Annotated in this window: 27 protein-coding genes; 14 read left to right on the forward strand and 13 right to left on the reverse strand. The window is 51.2% G+C overall.

Translation table 11 applies throughout. The features are described from left to right. Positions 1 to 502 precede the first annotated feature (502 nt). The 6 genes from csgB to NNO04_RS10020 all read left to right on the forward strand — a co-directional run bounded on the left by csgB (position 503) and on the right by NNO04_RS10020 (position 4,394). Complete coding sequence (gene csgB / locus NNO04_RS09995) at positions 503 to 958, forward strand: curli minor subunit CsgB (protein WP_271444530.1); 456 nt, start codon at positions 503 to 505, stop codon at positions 956 to 958. Between the two features lie 41 nt (positions 959 to 999). Next, positions 1,000 to 1,458 carry a curli major subunit CsgA gene (gene csgA / locus NNO04_RS10000; protein ID WP_271444531.1) on the forward strand — a complete coding sequence of 153 codons (459 nt, stop codon included), beginning with the start codon at positions 1,000 to 1,002 and terminating at the stop codon, positions 1,456 to 1,458. Positions 1,459 to 1,518: 60 nt separating this feature from the next. Beyond that, positions 1,519 to 1,851, forward strand: a complete 333-nt coding sequence (gene csgC / locus NNO04_RS10005; protein WP_203358197.1) for a curli assembly chaperone CsgC — start codon at positions 1,519 to 1,521, stop codon at positions 1,849 to 1,851. Positions 1,852 to 2,005: 154 nt separating this feature from the next. Beyond that, positions 2,006 to 2,329 (forward strand): type 1 fimbrial protein, encoded by a 324-nt coding sequence (locus NNO04_RS10010; protein WP_271444532.1) that lies wholly within the window; start codon positions 2,006 to 2,008, stop codon positions 2,327 to 2,329. Positions 2,330 to 2,428: 99 nt separating this feature from the next. Continuing rightward, positions 2,429 to 2,971 carry an O-acetyl-ADP-ribose deacetylase gene (ymdB, locus tag NNO04_RS10015; RefSeq protein WP_271444533.1) on the forward strand — a complete coding sequence of 181 codons (543 nt, stop codon included), beginning with the start codon at positions 2,429 to 2,431 and terminating at the stop codon, positions 2,969 to 2,971. Then, a complete protein-coding gene (locus NNO04_RS10020) occupies positions 2,955 to 4,394 on the forward strand; it encodes a phospholipase D family protein (protein WP_333908990.1) in 1,440 nt (479 codons plus the stop codon). The genes ymdB and NNO04_RS10020 overlap by 17 nt, the downstream gene beginning before the upstream one ends. Before the next feature lie 24 nt (positions 4,395 to 4,418). Here the strand turns inward: NNO04_RS10020 and mdoC are convergent, their stop codons facing one another. Further along, positions 4,419 to 5,579: a glucans biosynthesis protein MdoC gene (gene mdoC / locus NNO04_RS10025; RefSeq protein ID WP_271444535.1), complete on the reverse strand. Its 1,161-nt coding sequence runs from the start codon at positions 5,577 to 5,579 to the stop codon at positions 4,419 to 4,421. Between the two features lie 272 nt (positions 5,580 to 5,851). On the opposite strand from mdoC, the gene mdoG reads away from it, so the two are divergent. The 3 genes from mdoG to NNO04_RS10040 all read left to right on the forward strand — a co-directional run bounded on the left by mdoG (position 5,852) and on the right by NNO04_RS10040 (position 10,209). Next, entirely contained in the window at positions 5,852 to 7,387 is a 1,536-nt protein-coding gene (mdoG, locus tag NNO04_RS10030; RefSeq protein WP_271444536.1) for a glucans biosynthesis protein MdoG, read from the forward strand. After that, complete coding sequence (gene mdoH, locus NNO04_RS10035) at positions 7,380 to 9,908, forward strand: glucans biosynthesis glucosyltransferase MdoH (protein WP_271444537.1); 2,529 nt, start codon at positions 7,380 to 7,382, stop codon at positions 9,906 to 9,908. Before mdoG ends, mdoH begins: the two co-directional genes overlap by 8 nt. A 73-nt stretch (positions 9,909 to 9,981) precedes the next feature. Beyond that, positions 9,982 to 10,209 carry a YceK/YidQ family lipoprotein gene (locus NNO04_RS10040; RefSeq protein WP_162380562.1) on the forward strand — a complete coding sequence of 76 codons (228 nt, stop codon included), beginning with the start codon at positions 9,982 to 9,984 and terminating at the stop codon, positions 10,207 to 10,209. Here NNO04_RS10040 and NNO04_RS10045 read toward each other — a convergent pair whose 3' ends face one another. The 3 genes from NNO04_RS10045 to NNO04_RS10055 form a co-directional block, all read right to left on the reverse strand. Further along, on the reverse strand, positions 10,210 to 10,581 hold the full coding sequence (locus NNO04_RS10045) for a MysB family protein (RefSeq protein ID WP_271444538.1): 372 nt from the start codon (positions 10,579 to 10,581) through the stop codon (positions 10,210 to 10,212). A gap of 118 nt (positions 10,582 to 10,699) precedes the next feature. Further along, positions 10,700 to 11,905 (reverse strand): multidrug efflux MFS transporter MdtG, encoded by a 1,206-nt coding sequence (gene mdtG, locus NNO04_RS10050; protein WP_271444539.1) that lies wholly within the window; start codon positions 11,903 to 11,905, stop codon positions 10,700 to 10,702. Positions 11,906 to 12,051: 146 nt separating this feature from the next. Beyond that, positions 12,052 to 12,972 (reverse strand): Kdo(2)-lipid IV(A) acyltransferase, encoded by a 921-nt coding sequence (locus tag NNO04_RS10055; RefSeq protein WP_271444540.1) that lies wholly within the window; start codon positions 12,970 to 12,972, stop codon positions 12,052 to 12,054. 219 nt (positions 12,973 to 13,191) lie between these two features. Here NNO04_RS10055 and trhO point away from each other — a divergent pair, with 219 nt between their 5' ends. Further along, on the forward strand, positions 13,192 to 14,244 hold the full coding sequence (gene trhO, locus NNO04_RS10060; protein WP_271444541.1) for an oxygen-dependent tRNA uridine(34) hydroxylase TrhO: 1,053 nt from the start codon (positions 13,192 to 13,194) through the stop codon (positions 14,242 to 14,244). Between the two features lie 69 nt (positions 14,245 to 14,313). Here the strand turns inward: trhO and NNO04_RS10065 are convergent, their stop codons facing one another. The 9 genes from NNO04_RS10065 to mdtH all read right to left on the reverse strand — a co-directional run bounded on the left by NNO04_RS10065 (position 14,314) and on the right by mdtH (position 21,043). Further along, entirely contained in the window at positions 14,314 to 14,889 is a 576-nt protein-coding gene (locus NNO04_RS10065; RefSeq protein ID WP_271444542.1) for a YceI family protein, read from the reverse strand. Next, positions 14,886 to 15,458: a cytochrome b gene (locus tag NNO04_RS10070; protein WP_271444543.1), complete on the reverse strand. Its 573-nt coding sequence runs from the start codon at positions 15,456 to 15,458 to the stop codon at positions 14,886 to 14,888. Before NNO04_RS10070 ends, NNO04_RS10065 begins: the two co-directional genes overlap by 4 nt. A gap of 262 nt (positions 15,459 to 15,720) precedes the next feature. Continuing rightward, positions 15,721 to 15,834: a YceO family protein gene (locus NNO04_RS10075; RefSeq protein WP_162380555.1), complete on the reverse strand. Its 114-nt coding sequence runs from the start codon at positions 15,832 to 15,834 to the stop codon at positions 15,721 to 15,723. 50 nt (positions 15,835 to 15,884) lie between these two features. Continuing rightward, on the reverse strand, positions 15,885 to 17,003 hold the full coding sequence (solA, locus tag NNO04_RS10080; RefSeq protein ID WP_271444544.1) for an N-methyl-L-tryptophan oxidase: 1,119 nt from the start codon (positions 17,001 to 17,003) through the stop codon (positions 15,885 to 15,887). A 113-nt stretch (positions 17,004 to 17,116) separates the two neighbouring features. Then, positions 17,117 to 17,371: a biofilm formation regulator BssS gene (gene bssS / locus NNO04_RS10085; RefSeq protein WP_162380579.1), complete on the reverse strand. Its 255-nt coding sequence runs from the start codon at positions 17,369 to 17,371 to the stop codon at positions 17,117 to 17,119. A gap of 288 nt (positions 17,372 to 17,659) precedes the next feature. After that, positions 17,660 to 17,905 (reverse strand): DNA damage-inducible protein I, encoded by a 246-nt coding sequence (dinI, locus tag NNO04_RS10090; RefSeq protein ID WP_192611862.1) that lies wholly within the window; start codon positions 17,903 to 17,905, stop codon positions 17,660 to 17,662. A gap of 75 nt (positions 17,906 to 17,980) precedes the next feature. After that, positions 17,981 to 19,027: a dihydroorotase gene (pyrC, locus tag NNO04_RS10095; RefSeq protein ID WP_271444545.1), complete on the reverse strand. Its 1,047-nt coding sequence runs from the start codon at positions 19,025 to 19,027 to the stop codon at positions 17,981 to 17,983. Positions 19,028 to 19,131: 104 nt separating this feature from the next. Further along, the gene (locus tag NNO04_RS10100; RefSeq protein ID WP_271444546.1) at positions 19,132 to 19,692 is read right to left on the reverse strand and encodes a lipoprotein; all 561 of its coding nucleotides are present in this window, start codon (positions 19,690 to 19,692) and stop codon (positions 19,132 to 19,134) included. A 142-nt stretch (positions 19,693 to 19,834) separates the two neighbouring features. Next, positions 19,835 to 21,043, reverse strand: coding sequence for a multidrug efflux MFS transporter MdtH (gene mdtH, locus NNO04_RS10105; RefSeq protein ID WP_271444547.1), 1,209 nt, complete (start codon positions 21,041 to 21,043; stop codon positions 19,835 to 19,837). A gap of 236 nt (positions 21,044 to 21,279) precedes the next feature. Between mdtH and rimJ the strand changes: the two genes are divergently transcribed. From rimJ to murJ, 4 genes are all read left to right on the forward strand, one after another. After that, positions 21,280 to 21,864, forward strand: coding sequence for a ribosomal protein S5-alanine N-acetyltransferase (rimJ, locus tag NNO04_RS10110; protein WP_271444548.1), 585 nt, complete (start codon positions 21,280 to 21,282; stop codon positions 21,862 to 21,864). A 26-nt stretch (positions 21,865 to 21,890) separates the two neighbouring features. Beyond that, a complete protein-coding gene (locus NNO04_RS10115) occupies positions 21,891 to 22,538 on the forward strand; it encodes a YceH family protein (protein ID WP_271444549.1) in 648 nt (215 codons plus the stop codon). A 1-nt stretch (position 22,539) separates the two neighbouring features. Then, positions 22,540 to 23,463 carry a Gfo/Idh/MocA family protein gene (locus NNO04_RS10120; RefSeq protein ID WP_271444550.1) on the forward strand — a complete coding sequence of 308 codons (924 nt, stop codon included), beginning with the start codon at positions 22,540 to 22,542 and terminating at the stop codon, positions 23,461 to 23,463. A gap of 167 nt (positions 23,464 to 23,630) precedes the next feature. After that, positions 23,631 to 25,166: a murein biosynthesis integral membrane protein MurJ gene (gene murJ / locus NNO04_RS10125; RefSeq protein ID WP_271444551.1), complete on the forward strand. Its 1,536-nt coding sequence runs from the start codon at positions 23,631 to 23,633 to the stop codon at positions 25,164 to 25,166. The last annotated feature ends 10 nt before the right edge of the window (positions 25,167 to 25,176 follow it).

Consider the following 25,176-nt stretch of genomic DNA (forward strand, 5'->3'; position numbering starts at 1 on the left):
AAGTTGTACATTGTGACGTTATTGCATAGATTTAAAAAATCATACAAATTATATTAAATGATTGATTTTAAAGAATTTTAATAATTGTTATTTACGACTTTTTTCCTTTTTTATTTTAAAATTTCTGTCCTGGGTTCCTGTGATCGTTTTTAAGTGCAAAAAAACACCGCTTGTAACGACTCGTGCTGCCAGGGTTTCTTTCTCGCCACTGAACCCCATTAAAATGTGCGGTGAGCGGCATTTTCTCCCTTTGCATAGAAATGCAATGTATCTGGCTAAGAAAAAATAAAAATGACGGAAATAACAGCGGGATTAGTGGTTAATTAGCACTTTGGTGTGAACCGAAATATCAAAATACCACTCGCGGGTGAGTTATTTAAAATGTTTCCACAGACATACTCTTCATCGTAACGCCGCGTTAACAAAAAACGTATCGCGTTAACAATAAATTTGACTGGTTTTTTAATTTATCTTCATGTACGACCAGGTCCAGGGTGACAACATGAAAAACAAATTGTTATTTATGATGTTAACAATACTGGGTGCGCCTGGGATTGCAGCCGCGACAAGTTATGATATGGCAACGTCAGAATATAACTTTGCGGTAAATGAATTAAGCAAGTCTTCATTTAATCAGGCAGCCATCATTGGTCAAGTTGGCACAAATAATAGTGCAAATGTTCGCCAGGACGGCGCAAAACAGTTGTCCGTCGTTTCACAAGAAGGTGGAAATAACCGGGCAAAGGTTGACCAATCAGGAGCTTATAACCTTGCGTACATTGATCAGAAGGGTAACTCTAATGATGCAAGTATTTCGCAAGGTTCATATGGTAATACAGCGATGATTATCCAGAAAGGCTCTGGAAATAAAGCAAATATTACTCAGTATGGTACGCAAAAAACAGCAGTTGTGGTGCAGAGACAGTCGCAAATGGCTATTCGCGTTATTCAACGTTAATACTTTTTGCGACGTTTAAATCAATCCGATGGGGGTTTACCATGAAACTTTTCAAAGTGGCAGCTATTGCAGCAATCGTAGTTTCTGGCAGTGCTCTGGCTGGTGTTGTTCCGCAATATGGTGGTGGTGGTAATGGTGGTTGGCCTGGACATGGCGACAACGGCCCGAATTCACATTTGACCATTTACCAGTTCGGTGGTGGTAACTCAGCTGTCGCCTTGCAATCTAATGCTAAAAACTCTGATCTGACGATTACTCAACACGGCGGCGGAAACGGTGCAGATGTTGGTCAGGGTTCCGATGACAGCTCTATTGATCTGCTGCAAAAAGGCTTCGGCAACAGCGCGACTCTTGACCAGTGGAACGGCAAAGACTCCACTATGTCTGTTAAACAGTTCGGTGGTGGTAACGGCGCGCTGGTGGATCAGACTGCTTCTGGTTCCGATGTGACCATCAAACAGGTTGGCTTTGGCAACAATGCGACAGCCCATCAGTACTAATACAGAATCTGTATTATAGAAAAACAGGGCGAATGCCCTGTTTTTTTTCGGGAGGACATTATGCACACGTTATTACTCCTTGCAGCGCTGACCAATCAAATTACCTTCAACACGACCCAGCAGGGTGAAATGTACACCATCATCCCTCAGGTTACGCTGACGCAGCCTTGTATGTGCCAGGTACAAATTGTCTCTTTGCGAGAGGGCGTTTCGGGGCAAAGCCGCACACAGCAGAGAAAGACGCTTTCTTTACCCGCTAATCAACCGATTGATTTAACAAAACTGAGTTTAAATATTTCCGCTGGGGATTCCGTTAAAATTGTAGTGACTGTTTCGGACGGACAAACACTGCATTTATCTCAGGAATGGCCGTCCTCTGCGACATCGTCATAATTAATTGATTTATTAATATAAGTGATATGGCTGAAGAACGATTGTTGTTCTATGAATATAAAAAGGTGTCCACACCATTGAAGTGAACCTTCATCTCCGCCGTAAAGGAAAACACCGAACCCTCAAGGATGATTTCTCATTGAGGAGCGTTATCATGTATTCACGTTGGTCTACGCATTTTCTGACGACGAGCATGGCTGCTCTTATTCTGTTCTCCGCCCCGATCATGGCTCAGCAGGAAGTACAAGGCGGCATTATTCATTTTCGCGGCGAAATCGTTGAATCTCCTTGTGACGTCTCCTCCAGCCAGCAGCAGGTTTCCATGTCTTGTGCGCGTAATGGCGCGATGAAAACAAACCAGTTTACCCTCCAGCAGGTTTCGACAGTGCCTCAACAGGTTCAGCAGGTCGCCAGTGTGAAAATGCATTATCTTAATGCGCAAAAAAACATGGCGATTTTGAGTATTGAGTACAAATAGACCGCTGAAACGACAACAAAGAAAACTGCCATTAAAAAGCGCGATTTCATTGAAAACCCTGCTGTACACTTAGAGGATAGGCTCAGGCAAGGGGGATTTATGAAATCGCGTGTTCATGTTCTACACGGTGACATTACGGATGTTGCTGTAGATGTGATCGTTAATGCCGCAAACTCTTCACTATTGGGGGGCGGGGGCGTTGATGGCGCCATTCATCGTGCTGCAGGACCGGCACTGCTCGAAGCGTGCAAAAAAGTGAGGCAGCAGATGGGCGAGTGTCCTGCGGGGCATGCCGTTATCACTCTGGCGGGTGATCTCCCTGCCAAAGCGGTGATCCACGCAGTGGGCCCGGTCTGGCAGGGCGGGGGGCACCGCGAAGCGGAACTGCTGGAAGATGCTTATCTGAATAGCCTGCAACTGGCGCTGGCCAATGGTTACAGCTCCATTGCTTTTCCTGCCATCAGCACTGGCGCTTATGGTTATCCGCGTGCAGCGGCTGCCGAGATCGCCGTGAAAACGGTGTTGGAATTTCTCACCCGTCGTGCCTTGCCTGATCAGGTGTACTTCGTTTGTTACGATGAAGAAAATGCTCACTTGTATGCACGCTTGCTGACTCAACAGGGCGATGAGGTTACCTTCTGAGATGACGCGACTTGAACGAGCGGTTGCGCCTCTTTGTTCAAGCCATCCTGGCGAGTGCGGGATCCTTGCGTTGAGTGATGGCCTGGACGCCTTCGCCGCCCGTTATCGGTTAACTGAAATGGCAGAACGCACCCTGGATGTGCAGTATTACATCTGGGAAAACGACATGTCAGGGCGTTTGCTGTTTTCAGTGTTGTTGACAGCGGCAAAACGGGGTGTCCATGTTCGTCTGCTTTTAGACGATAACAACACCCCTGGCCTTGACGATACGCTCCAGTTACTGGATAACCATCCTAATATTGAAGTCCGCTTGTTTAATCCATTCTCGTTTCGCACCCTGCGTGTACTGGGTTATTTAACCGATTTCGCACGGCTGAATCGCCGTATGCACAACAAAAGCTATACGGCGGATGGCGTTATCACGCTGGTTGGCGGGCGAAACATTGGTGATGCCTATTTCGGCGCAGGGGAGGAGCCGCTGTTTTCCGACCTTGACGTGATGGCTGTCGGTCCGGTGGTGAAAGAGGTGGCCGATGACTTTGAGCGTTACTGGCATTGTGGATCTGTTTCGACTCTGCAGGATGTGCTGGAACTGCCCGAACGCGAACATCCTCACCATATCGACTTCCCTGAATCCTGGTATAACGACGACATGACTCGCCGTTACTTAAATACGCTGGAGACCAGCCAGTTTATGTCGCACCTTGATGGCGGTTCGCTGCCTTTGATTTGGGCGAAAACCCGGCTTCTTAGCGACGATCCTTCAAAAGGAGAAGGGAAAGCACAGCGTCATTCGTTGCTGCCACAACGATTGTTTGATGTGATGGGGTCTCCGTCAAAGCGAATCGATATTATTTCAGCCTATTTTGTACCGACCCGTGCCGGCGTGATTCAACTGCTGCAACTGGTCAGAAAAGGCGTCAGGATAGCGATTCTGACTAATTCGCTGGCGGCGAATGACGTAGCGGTCGTCCATGCGGGTTATGCTCGCTGGCGCAAAAAATTACTTCGCTACGGGATTGAGTTGTATGAACTGAAACCGACCAACACGCGTGACACAGGGCTTCACGATCGCGGATTAACAGGAAATTCAGGCTCCAGCCTGCATGCAAAAACCTTCAGTATCGATGGTAATAAAGTGTTCATCGGCTCGCTTAATTTTGATCCTCGCTCGACGCTACTGAATACCGAAATGGGATTTGTGATAGAAAGCGAAGCCCTGGCGTCGCTTATTCATGAGCGTTTTTTACAACGACAGCGCGATTCAGCCTGGCAACTGCGCCTGGACAGGTGGGGACGCATCAATTGGGTCGATCGCCAACAGAGCGAAGAAGTGGTCCTGAAAAAAGAACCCGCTACAGGATTCTGGAAGCGGGTTCAGGTGCGACTGGCAACGTTATTACCGATTGAATGGTTGCTCTAAACGATAAACCACATAGAGCGGGAATTAATTGGCCATCGCATCATTTTTATCGCGTTTAACCGGCGGTTTGCCAGAAAACAAAAATTTCAACAACGGGATGCGTAAATGGATTTCATACAGAATTATCGCAATACCAATGACAAAGACCAGACCACTTAAAAATCCGAGCAGGTTGGATTGAATGTGCGGGGTAATATAGGCCCCAAAAAACAGTGTTAAGGGGTGGTGTACCAGGTAGATAAAGAGCGAAGCATTCACAAAATAGGTGACGCGAGCCGATTGAAAATTCAGTAAACGATGTCCCAAAGAAAAGACCACATTCACCATCCACAGCCCCATAACCATGGTAATCACATACTCCGTTTCATACATCCAGGCATCGCCGTTGCCGTAATGCTGGTTCAGCAGATAGGCCACAAAGGCAAGGCCGGCGGCTATGGTGCAGCCACGTGACGGCGTGGTGAAGAGCGCTTTCAAATTGGGAGAAATAAACGCCAGTGCGCCCAGCATGAAAAAGGGCACGTAAAACAAAGTTTGCATGACAATGAAATTGAACAGGCCATCGCTGAGTATCGGCGGATAAATGATCAGAATAGTGCGTCTGACGACCGCGTAACCCACCCCGAGTAAGAAAAAGATGACGGTCAGTTTCGGCATGGAAATATGCGTCATCCATGTGTTTTCAGCGGCGCCCAGACGTTTTTTAATTTGGGTAAATACCCACATACTTAGCGTCGTTAATACCACCAGTACCAGCAAAAACCAGAGATGAGAAATTAATTCCCAGGCCAGCGCATTATATTTATCGTAAGCCGAGAGGGTATGCCAGCTATCCGCCTTTCCTTTGACATATTGCAACATAATAAATTGCGGCAATGTGAGGAGTGGAATGGCAGTCAACATGGGAATGCCCACGCGTTCTACGCGGACCTTCCACCAGCGTTTTAAGGGATAACGCAGGAATAACATGTATGAAAAATAACCCGAAATAACAAAAAAGACCTGCATGCGAAACGCATGGACAAAGTCATTAAAGAGAGTAAGCCACCATGACGGTTCCGCACTGTTCACATGCCATGTATGACCTGAATATATCAATGAGATATGAAAGGGGATCCCCAACAACATCAGCCAGGCACGGATGGAGTCAAGAAAATATTCACGTTGCGGGGGTACTGGATTCATAGATGGGCACGCATTCTCAGACTTTTCGTCTTATCCCGAAGACGAATAATGGTTACATTCGAAGGCAACCCTACACCAAGTCCGACAACCTGTCTCCAGGATAAGCACTGAAAGTGAAAATGGGCGTATGAACCTGCTTAATCCATGAGCCAGCGCGCTGAACGATGGCTCGATTCAGTTGTCGGAATGCCTGATTATCCATTAAAATGGATCGGATCGATATAAGCACACAAAGGGGGAAGTGCTTACTTATTATGAAACATAAACTACAAATGATGAAAATGCGTTGGTTGAGTGCGGCCGTCATGTTAACGCTGTACACGTCGTCGAGTTGGGCGTTCAGTATTGATGATGTGGCGAAGCAAGCTCAATCCTTAGCCGGTAAAGGCTATGAAGCGCCAAAAAGCAACTTGCCCTCCGTTTTCCGCGACATGAAGTATGCGGATTATCAGCAGATCCAGTTTAATCACGACAAAGCCTACTGGAGCAATCTCAAAACCCCATTCAAGCTCGAGTTCTACCACCAGGGTATGTACTTCGACACGCCGGTCAAGATTAACGAAGTGACCGCCACTGCGGTAAAACGAATTAAATATAGCCCAGATTATTTTAATTTTGGCGAAGTGCAGCACGACAAAGACACCGTAAAAGATCTCGGATTTGCCGGGTTCAAGGTGTTGTACCCGATCAACAGCAAAGATAAAAACGATGAAATCGTCAGCATGCTTGGCGCCAGCTATTTTCGTGTGATTGGTGCCGGTCAGGTTTATGGCCTGTCTGCTCGTGGTCTGGCGATCGATACCGCTCTGCCTTCTGGTGAAGAGTTTCCCCGTTTTCGCGAATTCTGGATCGAACGTCCAAAACAGACCGATAAACGTCTGACTATTTATGCATTGCTGGATTCTCCGCGTGCAACAGGGGCATATCGTTTTGTGATCATGCCTGGGCGTGACACCGTGGTGGATGTGCAGTCTAAAGTCTATCTGCGCGACAAAGTCGGCAAGCTGGGTGTTGCGCCGTTAACCAGTATGTTCTTGTTTGGGCCAAACCAGCCGTCTCCGGCAACAAACTATCGTCCGGAACTTCACGACTCTAACGGTTTGTCTATCCACGCCGGTAATGGCGAGTGGATTTGGCGTCCGCTGAATAACCCGAAACATCTCGCGGTCAGCAGCTTTGCCATGGAAAACCCGCAAGGGTTTGGCCTGTTGCAGCGGGGCCGTCAATTCTCGCGTTTTGAGGATTTAAACGACCGCTACGACCTGCGTCCAAGCGCCTGGATCACCCCGAAAGGCGATTGGGGCAAAGGGAAAATCGAACTGGTTGAAATTCCAACCAATGACGAAACTAACGACAATATCGTCGCTTACTGGACGCCGGACCAATTGCCAGAAGCTGGCAAAGAGATGAACTTCAAGTACACCATGACGTTCAGCCGTGACGAAGACAAACTTCACGCGCCGGATAACGCCTGGGTGCAGCAGACCCGTCGTTCAACCGGGGATGTGAAGCAATCTAACCTTATTCGCCAGCCTGACGGCACCATCGCGTTTGTGGTGGATTTCGCGGGTACGGATATGAAAAAACTGCCGCAGGATACTCCGGTGACCGCACAAACCAGTATTGGCGATAACGGTGAAATCGTTGACAGCAGTGTGCGCTACAATCCAGTTACCAAAGGATGGCGTTTAATGCTGCGCGTGAAAGTGAAAGATGCGAAGCAACCCACTGAAATGCGCGCTGCCCTGGTCAATGCCGATCAGCCGCTGAGTGAAACCTGGAGCTACCAGTTACCTGCCAATGAATAAGACTACTGAGTATATTGACGCGCTGCCGCTTTCAGAGATTGAGAAAGCGGCGTTGCCGAAAACTGACATCCGCGCCGTACACGAGGCGCTGGATGCTGAGCATCGTACTTACCCCCGAGAAGACGATTCGCCGCAGGGATCGGTTAAAGCGCGCCTGGAGCAGGCCTGGCCGGAGTCGCTGGCTGAAGGGCAACTGATTAAGGATGATGAAGGACGTGACCAGTTGCAGGCGATGCCGAAAGCGACGCGTTCTTCAATGTTTCCCGATCCCTGGCGCACCAACCCCGTGGGACGTTTCTGGGACCGTTTACGCGGACGGGACGTTACGCCGCGTTATCTTTCCCGCCTGACGAAAGAAGAGCAGGAAAGCGAACAAAAGTGGCGTACCGTCGGCACAATCCGCCGCTACACGCTCTTACTGTTGACGCTGGCGCAAACGGTGGTTGCGACCTGGTATATGAAGACTATTCTTCCGTATCAGGGGTGGGCGTTGATCAACCCTTCCGACATGATTGGGCAAGATCTGCTGGTCTCCTTTATGCAGTTGCTGCCGTACATTTTGCAAACCGGGATCCTAATCCTGTTTGCCGTACTGTTCTGCTGGGTCTCTGCGGGATTCTGGACGGCGTTGATGGGCTTCCTGCAACTGCTCATCGGTCGTGACAAATACAGTATTTCGGCGTCAACGGTAGGGGACGAACCCCTTAACCCTGAGCACCGTACTGCGTTGATCATGCCTATCTGCAACGAAGACGTCGACCGTGTATTCGCAGGTCTGCGTGCCACGTGGGAGTCGGTTAAAGCGACCGGCAACGCGGCGCATTTCGATGTCTATATTCTCAGCGATAGCTACAACCCGGACATCTGCGTGGCAGAGCAAAAAGCGTGGATGGAGCTAATTGCAGAAGTGCAGGGCGAAGGGCAGATCTTCTACCGTCGTCGTCGTCGTCGTGTTAAGCGTAAAAGCGGAAACATCGATGATTTCTGCCGCCGCTGGGGCAATCAGTACAGCTATATGGTGGTGCTGGATGCTGACTCGGTGATGACCGGTGAATGTCTGAGTGGTCTGGTACGGTTGATGGAAGCGAACCCGAATGCCGGGATTATCCAGTCTTCGCCAAAAGCCTCCGGGATGGATACCCTGTATGCGCGCTGCCAACAGTTTGCAACCCGTGTTTATGGGCCGTTGTTTACCGCCGGACTGCACTTCTGGCAGTTGGGTGAGTCGCATTACTGGGGTCATAACGCTATTATCCGCGTGAAACCGTTTATCGAACATTGCGCACTGGCACCGTTGCCGGGTGAAGGTTCGTTTGCGGGTTCTATCCTCTCTCACGACTTCGTGGAAGCAGCGCTGATGCGTCGTGCAGGGTGGGGCGTCTGGATTGCCTACGACCTGCCGGGATCTTATGAAGAACTCCCGCCAAACCTGTTGGATGAACTTAAGCGCGACCGTCGCTGGTGTCATGGTAACCTGATGAACTTCCGCCTGTTTTTGGTGAAAGGGATGCATCCTGTTCACCGTGCGGTGTTCCTGACGGGGGTGATGTCGTATCTGTCTGCGCCGCTGTGGTTTATGTTCCTTGCGCTCTCAACCGCGTTGCAGGTGGTACACGCATTGACGGAGCCGCAATACTTCCTGCAGCCGCGTCAGCTATTCCCGGTCTGGCCGCAGTGGCGTCCTGAGCTGGCCATTGCCCTGTTTGCCTCCACCATGGTGCTGTTATTCCTGCCTAAACTGCTGAGTATTTTACTCATCTGGTGCAAAGGGACAAAAGAGTACGGCGGTTTTGTGCGCGTGACGCTGTCGCTGTTGCTGGAAGTCTTATTCTCCGTTCTGCTGGCGCCAGTGCGTATGCTGTTCCACACGGTGTTTGTCGTGAGCGCATTCCTTGGTTGGGAAGTGGTCTGGAACTCGCCGCAGCGTGATGACGATTCGACCCCGTGGGGCGAAGCCTTTATGCGTCATGGTTCTCAGCTGCTGCTGGGCCTGGTGTGGGCTGTCGGTATGGCCTGGCTGGATTTACGTTTTCTGTTCTGGCTGGCGCCCATTGTCTTTTCGCTGATCCTGTCACCGTTTGTTTCGGTGATCTCGAGTCGTTCAACGGTGGGTCTGCGCACCAAGCGCTGGAAGCTGTTCCTGATCCCGGAAGAGTACTCGCCGCCGCAGGTGCTGGTGGATACCGATAAATATCTGTCGATGAACCGCAACCGTTCGCTGGACGATGGGTTTATGCATGCCGTGTTTAACCCGTCATTTAATGCGCTGGCGACAGCGATGGCAACGGCGCGTCACCGTGCGAGCCAGGTGCTGGAGATTGCGCGTGACCGTCATGTGGAACAGGCATTGAACGAAACGCCTGAGAAACTGAATCGCGACCGCCGTCTGGTGTTGTTGAGCGACCCGGTGACGATGGCGCGGTTACACTATCGTGTCTGGAATTCACCTGAGCGATATTCGTCATGGGTGAATTACTATCAGGGAATTACCCTGAACCCGCAGGCGCTCAGGAAGAAGTAAACGAAGCGAGATGAAAATACCGGCCTGGCGCCGGTATTTTTTTTGATTCAATAGATGATTGATGAGGTATCCGGTGCGAACACTGGCAGTCAGTATTATGGTGCTGTTACTCAGCGGTTGCGGCAGCATTATTAGCAGAACCATTCCCGGTCAGGGGCATGGCAACCAATACTATCCCGGTGTGCAGTGGGATGTCCGGGATTCGGCATGGCGCTATGTCACCATTCTCGATCTGCCTTTTTCCCTGGTGTTTGATACGCTGTTGCTACCGCTGGATATCCACCACGGCCCTTATGAGTAACTAGCGCTCATCCCATTCATCGGCGGCGGTTTGCCCCTCTTCGGTATCAAGTGGCGGTTCCAGCTGGAACTCACCTTCATCCCATTCATGAAGGGTGTTCTCTTCCTGCCACTCCTGTCGAATCTCAATCTCATCATAATCGCCGTCAAAGACACTTTGCGCTGCTTCGCCGCTTAGCATGGGCAGACATTCACCTTCTTCACCTTCGTCGGCAAAAAATTCGACCTGCCACATGATGTCGCCATCCTGCAGGACGTATTTTTGCACGTTGAGCTGTTGAACATTCGCTTCATCTTGCTCGAGGCCAGTGTCAGCCAGAAATTCTTCACGGGCTGCGTCGATGGCTTCTTCCAGCGTGGCATACATGGTCATCAGTGTCTCCCTTTGATTTGACGAGGTATTCAGGGAAATAATAGCTGATTCTTTGGTTTTGCAAGTATGAATGCGCAAAAATCATTCAGATGCCTGAGTTGCGGCGTACACCTGAAACTTACCGGTGTCGCTGCAGGCTGTTCCAGGAGTAGAGGGCGTTGAACAGCACCACGCAGGCAGTCACACAAAACACGGCGCGAAAACCGTAATTGGCGGAGATAGCGGCGCCCATCAGTGGTCCGGTGACATTGCCGATGTCGCGAAATGACTGGTTGTAACTGAAGATCCGACCGGCCACCTGATTTGTCGAGTTATACACCAGCAGCGTCTGGACGGCAGGAAGCAGGGCGCCATCCGCCGCACCCAGTAAAAAGCGCAGAATACCGAGTTGCCAGGGGCTCTGTACAAAGGACATGGGGATCAACAGCAATACCGAAAAAACCAGCGCAACGATCAGGATTTTCTCCGGCCCAATCCGGTCTCCGAGCTTACCGAGTCTGGGCGCGCTGAGTAAGGCCGCGACGCCAGGAACTGACGCAATCATGCCGCTAATAAACGCAATATTACTGACATTTCCCGCTAATTCACGCACATACAGTGTAAGGATTGGCGCGATAGAGCCGGTGGCAACCTGAATAATCAGGGTGGTGACGAACAGACTCAGCACTAATCGCGGGTTTTTGAGTGAAGCGACGACCTCGCGAAGACGGAGCATCTCTTTTTTGCTGACGGGCTGGAAATGTTCGCGAATAAAAAAGAGCGTCAGTAAAAAACTGGAAAACAACACACTGGCGGTGATGAAAAATACAGGGCGCAGACCGTAATGGTCCGCCAGTAATCCGCCCGCCAGTGGGCCGAGTAATGCACCGCTAACGCCCCCGGTAGAGAGCGTGCCAAGTGCCCAACCGCTCTTATTACGGGGAACTTGCGTTGCGATCAGCGCGTTAGCGTTGGGGATAAATCCACCGAGCAGACCCAGCAATGCCCGCAGGATGAGAAACTGCCAGATATTCTGCGCCAGACCCATGAACACCATCACGATCGCCATACCCAACGCGGAACGCAACAGCATGATTTTTCGACCTTTACGATCCGCCAGCCCGCCCCAGAAGGGGGAGGCAATGGCTGAAAACAAAAAGGTAATGCTGAACACCAGACCTGACCACATGTTAAGGGCGCTATGGCCCGTCACGCCGAGTTGTTCGACGTAAAGCGGTAAAAATGGCATGACCAGGCTAAATGCTGCCCCGGTTAAAAAACAGCCCAACCAGGCAACGGTAAGATTGCGTCTCCAGTTTATGGGAACATCATCAGAGGGTGACATAGCTTTCTACTGTGCGAGGCGCGGTGGCGCGTTGGTAAATAAAATAAGCGCGCTAATTATGCGCCTGCATCATGGGCACTGCAATGGACGGGCGCTTTTAAAGCTAAAAGGCGAGGTGTGCAGCCCATTCAGGGCTGCAGGTGAGTTTAATAGCGGGAGGGGACACCTTCGGGGCGCGTCTTGAAGCGACGATGTAGCCACATATACTGCTCGGGAGCCATCATGATGCACTTCTCAACCACTTTATTCATCCAGGCTGCGGTGGTTTCAGCATCATCCAGCGGCGGGGAACATTCCGGCGGCAGCATAATCAGCTGATACCCTTTGCCGTCAGGTTTGCGGCGCGGAACAAAAGGCACCAGACAGGCATTCGACAGACGAGCGAGCATCCAGGTTCCGGATGTGGTAGCAGCTTGCTCTACTGCAAAAAAGGGCACAAATACGCTGGAGCGCGGGCCGTAGTCATGATCCGGCGCATACCAGACGACTTCCCCTTTTTTCAGCGCTTTGATCATGCCTTTCAGGTCTTTACGGTCGAGCATGGATTTGTTGGAACGCAGACGTCCCCAGGTTTGCAGCCAGTCCAGCAGCGGGTTGTCGTTTGGGCGATAGACGCCGATACCCGGCTCCTGGAGGCCAAACATGCGAGCACCGATCTCCAGAGTCAGAAAATGCATGCCGACCAGCAAGATCCCGCGTTTTTGTGCCTGAACGTCGCGAATATGCTCCATGCCGATCACTTCAGTCCAGCGGGATATTCGACGATCTGACCAAAACCAGGCCATACCTGTCTCCATCAATCCCATACCCACGGACTCAAAATTTTTAACCACCATTTGGTGGCGCTCTTGCTCGCTCATGTGTGGAAAGCAGAGTTCCAGATTACGGTATGCCACCCTGGTGCGTTGTTTCATAAATCGCAGCGCCAGATGACCTAACCCACAGCCCAGTTTGTAAATAATCGGGTAGGGCAGTTGTACAACCAACCAAAGAGCGCCTATACCCAGCCAGGTTAACCAATAACGTGGATGGAGTAATGCCGCGGAGAATTTTGGTAAATTCGTCATGTCTATCCTGTCTATAAACGAACAATTCCCTGTATTGTTGCATTTTTTCGCGCGGAGCAAAAATCTGTGGCTATGGGTTGGTGATAAAATCGGCAATTGTTGGTGATTTTTAAATGCGAAGCATGAAATGTAGCGCAAAATGTGTGGATGTAAATTTCCGGAGTTTGCTTTATGATGCCGCCCGATTTTCATTTTTATCAATCGCAGGATACGTACACCATGCCAGTGTTACACAACCGCATATCGAATGATGCGCTCAGAGCCAGGATGCTGGCTGAGACAGAGCCGCGTACAACGATCTCCTTCTACAAATATTTCACTATCGCACAACCGCAGAGTACGCGTGATGCGATGTACCAGATGTTCACGGCGCTGAATGTCTTTGGGCGCGTTTATTTGGCTCATGAAGGTATTAACGCGCAAATCAGCGTTCCGCAAAGTCATGTGGACACCTTCCGCGAGCAGCTTTACGCGTTTGACCCCGCACTTGCCGGCCTGCGTCTTAACATTGCGCTGGATGATGACGGTAAATCATTCTGGGTACTGCGTATGAAGGTGCGTGACCGGATTGTGGCCGACGGTATTGAGGATGAGAACTTTGATGCCAGCGACGTGGGAGACTATCTGAAGGCGGCTGAAGTGAACGCCATGCTGGACGATCCCGATGCAGTCTTCATCGACATGCGTAACCACTACGAATACGAAGTGGGCCATTTTGAGAACGCGCTGGAAATTCCCGCAGACACTTTCCGCGAGCAGTTACCCAAAGCGGTCGAGATGATGCAGGAGCACAAAGACAAAAAGATCGTGATGTATTGCACCGGTGGTATTCGCTGTGAAAAAGCCAGCGCCTGGATGAAACATAACGGTTTTAGCAAGGTTTGGCATATTGAAGGCGGTATCATTGAATATGCGCGCCGGGCGCGTGAACAGGGGCTTCCGGTTCGCTTTATCGGCAAGAATTTTGTTTTTGACGAGCGTATGGGAGAGCGAATCTCTGAAAAGGTGATTGCCCATTGCCATCAGTGTGGCGTGCTGTGTGACAGTCATACCAATTGCCGAAACGACGGCTGCCATCTGCTGTTTATTCAGTGTCCTGCCTGCGCTGAGAAATACCATGGCTGTTGTAGCGATCTCTGTTGTGAAGAGAGTGCGTTACCGGAAGAGGAACAACGTCGTCGGCGTGCGGGCCGTGAAAACGGCAATAAAATCTTCAATAAATCACGCGGTCGCCTGAATACAAAACTGGGCATTCCGGATCCAGCGGAATAACGTTTAGCCTGCCTGGGATGCATGGATGTAGGCCCGATAAGCGAAGCGCCATCGGGCATCACGCCTCTTTTACTTCTGCTGAACGCCTTCAACTGAGATTATCAGATCGACTTCCTGGGACGCCGGGCCGAGATCGGTAGTGATGTTGAAGTCCTTCAGCTTAATTTTTCCTTCCGCTTCAAACCCTGCGCGTTTTCCACCCCAGGGATCATCGCCCTGACCTGTCAGCTTCGCTTCCAGCGTTACCGGTTTGGTCACGCCGTTGAGCGTCAGGTCGCCGGTGATATCCAGCTCATCGCCGTCTTTTTTCACACTGGTGGAGGTGAAGGTCGCCTGTGGGAATTTTGCGACGTTCAGGAAGTCGGCGCTGCGCAGGTGCTTGTCACGTTCGGCGTGGTGAGTATCAACGCTATTGGTGTTGATCGTCACATTAACTTTATCCGCCGCCGGATTTTTTTCATCAAAGGTGAATGTCCCGTCGAAGTCTTTAAAAGAGCCGTATAACCAGCTGTAACCCAGATGCTGGATGCGGAAGTTAACAAAGGCATGTTGTCCCGCTTTATCAATCTTATAGTCTGCAGCAACGGCAGAACCGGCGGTGAACAATAAAGAGGCGAGAGTGACTCCCAGCAGGCTTTTTTTCATTTTTGAACTCCATAGTCAGATGACGATTTTCCCAACATGCGATTCAGGGTGTCGTCTTTATCGATGAAATGATGTTTGAGGGCCATCAGCCCGTGTAGCAGTGACAAAATCACAACGCTCCAGGCAAGCCACAGGTGCAGGTTTCCGGCAAGATCGGCCTGTGCGCCGGCATCGGCAAGGGTGGCGGGGATGTCAAACCAGCCAAATACGCTAATCGGTTCACCGTCCGCCGTTGAGATCAGATAGCCGCTGATAACGATGCTAAACAGCAGTGCATATAAGGTGATGTGGCCAAGCGTTGCGCCGAGGCGCGTCAGGCGTGAATAGCTTTTCAGAGCAGCGGGGGGAGGCGAGATGAACCGCCAGACAATCCTGATGACAAGTCCCATCATCAGCAGGATCCCGATGCTTTTATGCAGTTCCGGCGCCTGATGGTACCAGCCATCGTAATAGCTGAGCGTCACCATCCACAGGCCCAACGCGAACATGCCATAGACCACGACGGCTATCAGCCAGTGCAGTGCAGCAGAAATCACGCCATAGCGTTGTGGGGTATTAGTGAATTGCATAGACACACCAATAAATATTTCAAGAGTGAATGAAAATGGCGTGTTGAAGGGATTATTGCAACTAAAAAATAACAATATGAATGATATTTATTTTTATTTCAATAAATTTGACTTAACCCTGGTTTCATCATCAGGCGTTTCGAGAAACTGCACGAGAGTTTTCATTGTTTGTGCGGCCTGGATGGTTTTGACGTTATTCAAATTATCTAAACTAAAGTTAGAGAAATATCAATATTTGTCAGTTTATGTCAATGAGTCTGACTTAGAAAAACAGGATATAAATAACGTCCATAATTGCTAACAGCGACCACAAAATAACGTAAAGCATAAAGTGTTCGCGAATATTGTTGACCAGATAATGAAAGAGACGAAGCACTGTTGATACCCCTTAAAAAGAAATGGCCTCTATACTGAGGCCATAAATTATTATTCCGTAAAGCGTGAAAGTCGAAATGGCGTCAGATCAAAGGCAGACGGTTTATCCTGTGCAAAATCAGCCGCAATCTCTCCCAACACAGAGGCAAACTTGAAGCCATGACCGCTGAGTCCGGTGATAATCAGCGTATTCTGGTGTCCTGGCAGGGTGTCGATAATAAAATCTTCGTCGGGGGAATTGTCGTAAGTACAGGATGCCCCGTGCAGACAACAGCCAACACCCGGAAGAATGGCGCGCAGGAATGGGAAGGCTTCTGAACCATCGCTGGCGACGGCCGCAAACGGTTTACGTTCTTCCGGAGAGTGAATCAACTGACCGCCATTGTGCTTACCGATTTTCAGCTCGTCATTTTCGGCAGGAAAACCGTAATATTGAGAACCATCAGGGAGTTCGCCGGTAAACGCCGGGAAGTTATTTTTGATGCTATAGCGACCATCCGCTTGATACCACGCGAACACTTTCCGCACGGGCTGGATAGGCAGGCCGGGGACCAGCGCCTGAACCCAGGTTCCGGCGCTGACCAGCGCTTTCTTCGCGTGATATTCCCCATCGGCGGTCACGACTGTCACGCCGTCATCGTGGTGATGAATGGCGGAGACAGGGCAATTGAAGAGTTGCGCGCAGCCGGCTTCTTCCGCCAGGCGAACCCAGGTTTTAATGGCTAATTCACTACGCAGAAAACCGGAATCTGCCTCAAACAGGCCAATGTAGTTTTCCGGCACGCGGATTTCAGGCCAGCGGGCCATCATCGCGGTGGCGTCCAGTCGCTCGACGTTCAACTGCCACTGTTGCGCGCTCTGCGCCACATTGGCCAGAAAGGTGGAGTCAGAGGGGCCGAAATTAATCACCCCTGAACGTACAAAGATGGGCTCTTCATTGTGTGCTGACAGTTCGTCCCACAGCGCTTGCGCCCGTAGCACCAGCGGAACGTATTTTTCGCCTTCACCGTAGGCGTGGCGGATTAATCGGGTATCGCCGTGGTGGCTACCCTGCTGATGTGGCGGCATGTGCGCATCGGTCATCAGCACCTTTAAGCCAGCACGCGTGGCGTAATATCCGGCGGCCGCGCCAACGGAACCGCTGCCAATAATGATTAAATCGTAGTTCATCAGCTTCTCTCTGCTATCGCGATGATTGCAGGGTAAATAACTGACCGGCGTTATTCAACCTGGAAATTAAAAAGGCACCGTGAAGGTGCCTTGGGGTGGAGGTTCTCGTCGTGTTAATGACGACGATACTCATTGACCTGGTAATCGCCAGATTCAATTTTGGCGATTCCTGCTTCTAATATCGAAATAAATTGTCTGGCAACATCAGTGGTTAACCAGAGCGTCTGACCAACTTCAGTTCCATCCGGGTCAGGGCGATTCGGGGTCTGGTAGTGCAAACGCAGCATCAGCGCATCATAGCTATCAACGGTGCTGATGTCCCACCCTACGAGCGGATGAGTCTGAATGACTTCATTATTTTTTTCCATCATGCCCCCTAATACGTGTTACTAGACAACGGTTTTCGAGGTTCAATGCGTGTTTTATCTGAAGCAACTTCAGTATATCAATAAATAAGGGTATTCACTGAAAATTTAAAGAGGGAGCGGCATAAATTTCTGCTTTTAAGAATGAGCTGAACAATAAACCAGCATATTGTTGATGTTTTATTGTCATTTGCTGCATTTAAGTTGAGGCTGAGATTAAAATTCGAACAGTTGCGCAAATAAAAAAAGCCGGGGCGACCCGGCAAAATGAACTTAACTTCATATCATTTTTTATTCGTTGATAAACCAGTCATCCGCGCTTTCCCACGTTTCTTGCAGGATTTCGCTGATGCGCTCTTTATCTTCTTTTGTCGCGCCAATGACCGACAAATTGTTCGCGGCGGCATAGCGGACGGTGACGTTGCCTTCGTTATCCGGAAAATAGTGGTGAATACGACGGGAGAGTTCACCGGCCAGCGCGTCTATCGCGCCAGCAGGTAAAGGCGAAGTTTTTGCAATGGTGACTTCAATACGCATAATGGCCCCCTGTTGAATATACTGGATATTTATACAGTTTAAATGTTCCAGTGACAACAGTTGGCCACGCTTTTTTTATTTTTTTACCGACCAGCGTACCGTTTCGCCCCCCAGGAAAGGCACCAGCGTATCGTCTGTCAGGGCGATGCTTTCCGGAATGTGCTGCTCTTCGCGTACCAGTTCAATGTAGGTGTCGTTGACGGGCAAACCATAGAACTGCGGACCGTTCAGTGAGCAGAAGGCTTCAAAGTGCTGTAAAGCATTCATCTCTTCAAAGATGGTCGCATAGCTGCCCAGCGCCGTTGGGGCGTTAAAGCAGCCCGCACAGCCACAGCTGGTCTCTTTACGATGACGGGCGTGCGGCGCCGAATCGGTTCCCAGGAAGGCGCGGTTAAAACCGCTGGCAACCAGTTCACGCAATGCCTGCTGATGGACATTGCGTTTGAGGATCGGCAAACAGTACAGGTGTGGGCGAATACCGCCGACCAGCATGTGGTTGCGGTTAAACATCAAATGCTGAGGTGTAATTGTCGCCGCCAGCAGCTCGTTGCTATCGCGAACATACTCTGCCGCGTCTTTGGTCGTAATGTGCTCGAACACCACTTTGAGCGCCGTCAGGCGCTGGCGTAATGGCTCCATGACGCTGTCGATAAAGCGAGCCTCGCGATCGAATATGTCGATCTCGGCATGAGTGACTTCGCCGTGTACCAGCAGCGGCATCCCCAGTTTTTCCATACGTTCAAGAACGGGCATGATAGCGTCGGTGGACGTAACCCCGTGGCTTGAGTTGGTGGTGGCATTGGCCGGGTAGAGTTTTGCGGCGGTGAAAACACCTTCATTGAAGCCGCGTTCAAGCTCATTGGGATCCAGACTGTCCGTGAGATAGCAAGTCATCAACGGTGTGAAATCATGACCTTGCGGTACCGCATCAAGGATGCGCTGGCGGTACGCGATGGCCGCGTCAACGGTAGTGACGGGCGGAGCCAGGTTAGGCATCACGATCGCGCGACCATAGGTTTCGCTGGTGTAGGGCACGACTGTTTTTAACATGTCGCCATCACGAAGGTGAACGTGCCAGTCGTCTGGGCGGCGGATCTTTAAAACCTGGGATGGTGCTGTCATCAATATGCTCCGGCTGAGGGATGGTCTTTTTGCCGGAAACAAAGGATATGCGGAAACGTTTTCGTTTGCACGAAAAAAAAGGGCGCTAATGCGCCCTCTGAGTGTTAATTGGTGAACGGGATGACAATTTCACCCGGCTTCACCTCAATCCCTTTAGCATATTTTTTCGCCAGCGCTTCGCCTTTGCTGCTGTCTTCCCGCAGAACATAGGCAGGTTGCTGATTAAAATAATTGCGCAGTGACTGGTTGAGATAAGGCATCAGCGTTTGTAATACCGACTGCATTTTCTCAGGCGTTACCGTGACGTCCACCACTTCCATCTCTTGCAGGAAAATCGCGCCTTTCTCTTTATTGAAGACCGGCAACGCTTTCAGTTTCAGTTTCATGGTGGCTTTTTGATTGCCAAACAATGAGCTCATATCGAGATTCGCATCGCCGGTGAGCGTCACTTTATTGGGCTCTTCCCGACCGATCTGACTGCTCAGATTGGAGAGCACAATATGCGCGTCGGCAACGCCGGGCAAGCCTATGTCTTTGGAAAAGTTATTCCGTTTCTCCAGTGCCTGGTTAATCTCTTGTTCACTGATCGTGTACTGTGTGAGTTGATTACAGCCAACCAACAGGCCGCTAACTAATAACGCAGCGGCAAAAAAAATCTTTTTCATGGGGTTCCTCAACATGATGCCCGTATTGTAATCCTGACACAAAGCAGCATGTGGCACCAGCACGCAACGTACCAGCAGAAAAAACCGAAATAATGGTCGCCTCGGGCAACCAACGTTATTTCAGCAACAAACCTGAAAGCGATCAGGCACCCGGTTCCAGCATTCCGTTCGGGGTGCGTTTATGGCTAAATTGCCATCCCAGAGCCAGAAAAGTGATAACGCCGATAATCGACAGCATTATCCAGGGGAGTTCGGGTTGGGCCATGATTTTGCCCATATCGAACAACCAGCCGCCGCCGATATAGCCAATTGCCCCGCCGATGGCGAGTCCCAGTCGGCTAAAGCCCATATAGCTGCCGCGCGCACGCGCATCTGACAATGACGCGCTGAGCGTTTCGCGGGCCGGTTCAGCAATAATGGAACCGATATAGAATGTGCAAATCAGCGTGAAGAGTTGCTGCAAATTACTCACCAACCCAATAGGCAACATACTGAGCGACATTAATAACAGGCCAGCCATCAACCGGTGTTCGAGGCGGAAACGTTTTTCACTCCACCGCGCAATGGGGTAGAGGAGGGTCAGGGAAAGGCACGCTTCAATGGCGTACATCCATTTTACGGCACCAGGGGAACCGGCAATATCATTGACCATGATGGGCAACATTAGCATCACCTGAACCGCCAGCATGTAATACCCCGCCAGCGTCAGAACATAAGTGACAAACCGTTTGTCCCGCATGACGCGGCCCATTCCTTCACGGACGGGGATACGCACGGTGGAAAGCTTCCAGGCCGGGAGCAGCCAGGCGTTGAACGCGGCGCAGAGAATAAACAGCACCGCGCCGGTCGCGCAGACCAGACGAAAATCATACTGTAACAGCCAGCTACCCAGTAATGCGCCAATCACCGCGCCCGCGCTGTCCTGCATCATGAGCAAAGAGAAGAACCGTCCACGCTGTTCCGGGCGGATCAGTTTGACCACCAGCGCGGAGCGTGGCGGATCAAACAGGGTGCCGCCCAGACCGGAAAGGAAGCAGGAAAACCACAACAGCCAGGGCTCCTGGGCAATGCCCATGGTGGCGAATCCGGCTGCGCGCATCAGCATGCCGGTGACGATCATCGGTTTGGCACCAAAGCGGTCGGCAATGGCCCCGCCAAATATCCCCAACCCTTGTTGAATAAACTGGCGCAGCCCGAGCGCAATCCCCACCATGACGGCGGCCCATCCCATTTGATCGACAAATCGAATGGAAATAAGCGGGAACACGACAAAAAAGCCCAACACCACCAGCATATTATCGATGAGCAGGAAATATTTACCCAGGTTCCTCGCCTGCGAGACGCGCGACATTTCCCCTCCCGGGAAATAAAAGATGTGCGCCTTCTATTCTGCGGTGTCGTGGGGGCTTTTCCCACCCTCGCGGGGACAATATTTTTTTATCAAAAGTCCGTCTTGATAGAGAGATTTCATCAAAATGTGTGAATAATCGAAAAAATGGCTATTTGCACTTTTCACAGAGTGCGTGGCCGCAGGTATAGTAACGTTATCAGGGGTGTGAAGACGTTACGGGAAGGAGTGGGTATAGAATGTTTGGCTATCGCAGTAACGTGCCAAAAGTGCGCTTAACCACCGACCGACTGGTCGTGCGTTTAGTGCATGAGCGTGATGCCTGGCGTCTGGCAGATTATTACGCAGAAAATCGTCATTTTTTAAAACCCTGGGAACCCATTCGCGATGAAAGCCACTGTTATCCGTCAGGCTGGCAGGCGCGGCTGAGCATGATCGCTGAGTTTCATAAGCAGGGTACGGCATTCTATTTTGCGCTGCTCGATCCGGACGAAAAAGAAATTATCGGCGTGGCGAATTTTTCCAATGTAGTTCGCGGTTCGTTTCATGCGTGCTATCTGGGGTATTCGATTGCGCAGAAGTGGCAGGGAAAGGGGCTGATGTTCGAAGCCTTAAGCTCGGCCATTCGTTATATGCAACGCACGCAACACATGCACCGGATAATGGCAAATTATATGCCGCACAATAAACGTAGCGGCGATTTACTGGCGCGACTCGGTTTCGAAAAAGAAGGGTATGCGAAAGATTACCTGTTGATTGATGGGCAGTGGCGCGATCACGTGCTGACGGCGTTGACAACATCTGAATGGACCCCCGGACGTTAATCCTCTGAACGCGATGGAGAAAAACAATGAAATATGAATTAACCGCCACTGAAGCGCGAGTGATTGGCTGTCTGCTTGAAAAACAGGTGACGACGCCTGAACAATATCCTCTGTCGGTGAACGGTGTGGTGGTGGCCTGCAATCAAAAAACCAACCGTGAACCGGTGATGAACTTATCGGAGCATGAGGTCCAGCAGCAGCTTGATAATCTGGTCAAACGCCATTTTCTGCGCACGGTAAGTGGTTTTGGCAACCGCGTCACCAAGTATGAGCAGCGCTTTTGCAACTCCGAATTTGGCAATTTAAAGTTGAGCGCGGGCGAAGTCGCTGTTGTCACCACGTTACTCCTGCGCGGCGCGCAAACGCCGGGTGAACTGCGCAGTCGAGCCTCCCGTATGTATGAATTCAGCGATATGGCGGAAGTTGAAGCCACGCTGGAGAAACTTGCTACCCGGGAGGACGGCCCGTATGTGGTGCGTCTGGCACGAGAGCCGGGTAAGCGTGAAAGTCGCTATATGCATCTGTTTTGTGGTGAGGTGGATGAACAGGCCGCCCCGGCGGATGAACCGCAGACGGGTTCTGCCGATCTGCATGCCCGCGTAGAGGCGCTGGAGAGTGAAGTGGCGGAGCTGAAACAGCGGCTCGATTCATTGCTGGCGCATCTGGGAGACTAAGGTGAGAAAATTGCGGATTGGCGTGGTAGGGCTGGGCGGGATCGCGCAAAAAGCCTGGCTGCCAGTGCTGGGAACCTCCGGCGACTGGACGCTACAGGGGGCCTGGTCCCCATCACGGGAAAAAGCATTACGCATTTGCGAAAGCTGGCGGATACCTTACGCCGACTTACTGGCGAATCTGGCGTCAACCTGTGACGCCGTTTTTGTTCACTCCAGCACGGCGACTCACTATGCGGTGGTGAGCGAATTACTGAATGCCGGGGTTCACGTTTGCGTTGACAAACCGTTGGCGGAAAATTTGCGCGACGCCGAGCAGCTGGTCGAACTGGCGGCCCGCAAAAAACTGACGCTGATGGTCGGGTTTAACCGTCGGTTTGCGCCGTTGTATCGCGATTTAAAGGCGCAACTCTCAACGGCGACCTCCTTACGCATGGATAAGCACCGCACTGACAGCGTGGGGCCGCACGATCTGCGTTTTACGTTGCTCGATGATTATCTGCACGTGGTCGACACGGCCCTGTGGTTGGCGGGGGGCGCATCGCAATTGAAAAGCGGAACCTTGCTGACTACCGATGCGGGGGAGATGCTGTACGCCGAACACCATTTCGCGGCAGAACAACTGCAAATCACCACCAGTATGCATCGACGTGCCGGGAGTCAGCGCGAATCTGTGCAGGCGGTAACCGATGGCGGCGTTTATGACGTGACTGACATGCGCGAATGGCGTGAGGAACGCGGGCAGGGCGTGGTGCATAAACCCATTCCCGGCTGGCAAACCACGTTAGAGCAGCGCGGATTTTCCGGATGTGCGCGTCATTTTATTGAATGTGTGGAAAATCAGACGGTTCCGGAAACAGCCGGAGAACAGGCGATTTTGGCGCAGCGCGTGGTGGAGAAACTGTGGCGCGATGCGATCAGCGAATAAAGTGTCGGTTTCTTCAGGTCTTCAGAATACGTCGGGTCTGAAGACCCTGTAACATCTGGCGGTAGTAATTCATCTTAATCCAGGTAGACTATAGCCCACTTGATATTACGCCTCTTCCAACGCCTGCTATGCAGGCGTTTTGCCGTAGAGTCTGGAATAAAACAACCATGAATTTATTAAAATCACTGGCTGCCGTTAGCTCGATGACCATGTTTTCACGGGTGCTCGGCTTTGCGCGTGACGCAATTGTCGCCAGAATTTTTGGTGCCGGAATGGCCACCGATGCCTTCTTTGTGGCATTCAAATTGCCCAATTTACTGCGCCGTATTTTTGCCGAAGGGGCATTTTCTCAGGCGTTTGTACCTATTCTGGCGGAGTATAAAAGCAAACAGGGTGAAGACGCGACCCGGGTTTTTGTTGCCTATGTCTCGGGCTTGCTGACCCTTGCGCTGGCGGTAGTGACGGTGGCGGGTATGCTTGCCGCGCCGTGGGTGATAATGGTCACGGCCCCGGGATTTGCCGATACGGCAGATAAATTCGCCCTCACCACCCAACTGTTGCAAATTACCTTTCCTTATATATTGCTGATCTCGCTTGCTTCATTAGTTGGGGCAATCCTCAATACATGGAACCGCTTTTCGATCCCGGCGTTTGCGCCCACCTTTCTGAACGTCAGTATGATTGGCTTCGCGCTGTTTGCAGCGCCGTATTTTGACCCGCCGGTGTTAGCGCTGGCCTGGGCGGTGACGGTGGGCGGTGTTTTACAACTGGTTTATCAACTGCCGCATTTGAAGAAAATCGGCATGCTGGTATTGCCGCGTATTAACTTCCGCGATGCGGGTTCTCTGCGTGTGGTGAAACAGATGGGACCGGCGATTCTCGGTGTCTCCGTTAGCCAAATCTCGCTTATCATCAACACCATTTTCGCCTCGTTTCTGGCGTCCGGTTCGGTCTCCTGGATGTATTACGCTGACCGACTGATGGAATTCCCGTCCGGCGTACTGGGTGTGGCGCTCGGGACCATTCTGCTGCCATCGCTGTCGAAAAGCTTCGCCAGTGGCAATCACGATGAATACAACCGCCTGATGGACTGGGGTTTGCGTCTCTGCTTCCTGCTGGCGTTGCCGAGCGCGGTGGCGCTGGGCATTTTGTCGAAGCCGCTGATCGTTTCGCTGTTCCAGTACGGAAAATTTACGGCGATGGATGCGGCGATGACGCAACGGGCGCTGGTGGCCTATTCGGTCGGTTTGATCGGATTAATTGTGGTGAAAGTGCTGGCCCCCGGATTTTATTCGCGCCAGGACATCAAAACGCCAGTCAAAATTGCCATCGTGACGTTGATTATGACGCAGCTGATGAACCTGGCGTTTATTGGCCCGTTGAAACATGCGGGGTTGTCGCTGTCGATTGGTCTGGCGGCGTGCCTGAATGCGTCGCTGCTGTACTGGCAACTGCGTAAGCAAAAGATCTTCACCCCACAATCGGGCTGGATGTGGTTCCTGACCCGTCTGGTGATTTCCGTGCTGGTGATGTCTGCGGTGTTGGTCGGCATGCTGTCTATTATGCCGGAGTGGTCGCAAGGGACCATGCTGTGGCGTCTGTTACGCTTAATGGCGGTGGTCGTGGCGGGGATTGCGGCCTATTTTGCCGCGCTTGCCATTCTCGGATTTAAAGTGAAAGAGTTTGTCCGCCGGACAGCGTAACACCCGAAAT

It is taken from the genome of Citrobacter sp. Awk 4 (assembly GCF_028069725.1).
Classification (GTDB): domain Bacteria; phylum Pseudomonadota; class Gammaproteobacteria; order Enterobacterales; family Enterobacteriaceae; genus Citrobacter_D.

What these genes read in the sequence shown, in the direction of transcription:
- csgB (WP_271444530.1), top strand. Translation starts at nt 503, where the DNA reads ATGAAAAACAAATTGTTATTTATGATGTTAACAATACTGGGTGCGCCT.
- csgA (WP_271444531.1), top strand. Translation starts at nt 1,000, where the DNA reads ATGAAACTTTTCAAAGTGGCAGCTATTGCAGCAATCGTAGTTTCTGGC.
- csgC (WP_203358197.1), top strand. Translation starts at nt 1,519, where the DNA reads ATGCACACGTTATTACTCCTTGCAGCGCTGACCAATCAAATTACCTTC.
- NNO04_RS10010 (WP_271444532.1), top strand. Translation starts at nt 2,006, where the DNA reads ATGTATTCACGTTGGTCTACGCATTTTCTGACGACGAGCATGGCTGCT.
- ymdB (WP_271444533.1), top strand. Translation starts at nt 2,429, where the DNA reads ATGAAATCGCGTGTTCATGTTCTACACGGTGACATTACGGATGTTGCT.
- NNO04_RS10020 (WP_333908990.1), top strand. Translation starts at nt 2,955, where the DNA reads ATGAGGTTACCTTCTGAGATGACGCGACTTGAACGAGCGGTTGCGCCT.
- mdoC (WP_271444535.1), bottom strand. Translation starts at nt 5,579, where the DNA reads ATGAATCCAGTACCCCCGCAACGTGAATATTTTCTTGACTCCATCCGT.
- mdoG (WP_271444536.1), top strand. Translation starts at nt 5,852, where the DNA reads ATGATGAAAATGCGTTGGTTGAGTGCGGCCGTCATGTTAACGCTGTAC.
- mdoH (WP_271444537.1), top strand. Translation starts at nt 7,380, where the DNA reads ATGAATAAGACTACTGAGTATATTGACGCGCTGCCGCTTTCAGAGATT.
- NNO04_RS10045 (WP_271444538.1), bottom strand. Translation starts at nt 10,581, where the DNA reads ATGACCATGTATGCCACGCTGGAAGAAGCCATCGACGCAGCCCGTGAA.
- mdtG (WP_271444539.1), bottom strand. Translation starts at nt 11,905, where the DNA reads ATGTCACCCTCTGATGATGTTCCCATAAACTGGAGACGCAATCTTACC.
- NNO04_RS10055 (WP_271444540.1), bottom strand. Translation starts at nt 12,972, where the DNA reads ATGACGAATTTACCAAAATTCTCCGCGGCATTACTCCATCCACGTTAT.
- trhO (WP_271444541.1), top strand. Translation starts at nt 13,192, where the DNA reads ATGCCAGTGTTACACAACCGCATATCGAATGATGCGCTCAGAGCCAGG.
- NNO04_RS10065 (WP_271444542.1), bottom strand. Translation starts at nt 14,889, where the DNA reads ATGAAAAAAAGCCTGCTGGGAGTCACTCTCGCCTCTTTATTGTTCACC.
- NNO04_RS10070 (WP_271444543.1), bottom strand. Translation starts at nt 15,458, where the DNA reads ATGCAATTCACTAATACCCCACAACGCTATGGCGTGATTTCTGCTGCA.
- solA (WP_271444544.1), bottom strand. Translation starts at nt 17,003, where the DNA reads ATGAACTACGATTTAATCATTATTGGCAGCGGTTCCGTTGGCGCGGCC.
- bssS (WP_162380579.1), bottom strand. Translation starts at nt 17,371, where the DNA reads ATGGAAAAAAATAATGAAGTCATTCAGACTCATCCGCTCGTAGGGTGG.
- dinI (WP_192611862.1), bottom strand. Translation starts at nt 17,905, where the DNA reads ATGCGTATTGAAGTCACCATTGCAAAAACTTCGCCTTTACCTGCTGGC.
- pyrC (WP_271444545.1), bottom strand. Translation starts at nt 19,027, where the DNA reads ATGACAGCACCATCCCAGGTTTTAAAGATCCGCCGCCCAGACGACTGG.
- NNO04_RS10100 (WP_271444546.1), bottom strand. Translation starts at nt 19,692, where the DNA reads ATGAAAAAGATTTTTTTTGCCGCTGCGTTATTAGTTAGCGGCCTGTTG.
- mdtH (WP_271444547.1), bottom strand. Translation starts at nt 21,043, where the DNA reads ATGTCGCGCGTCTCGCAGGCGAGGAACCTGGGTAAATATTTCCTGCTC.
- rimJ (WP_271444548.1), top strand. Translation starts at nt 21,280, where the DNA reads ATGTTTGGCTATCGCAGTAACGTGCCAAAAGTGCGCTTAACCACCGAC.
- NNO04_RS10115 (WP_271444549.1), top strand. Translation starts at nt 21,891, where the DNA reads ATGAAATATGAATTAACCGCCACTGAAGCGCGAGTGATTGGCTGTCTG.
- murJ (WP_271444551.1), top strand. Translation starts at nt 23,631, where the DNA reads ATGAATTTATTAAAATCACTGGCTGCCGTTAGCTCGATGACCATGTTT.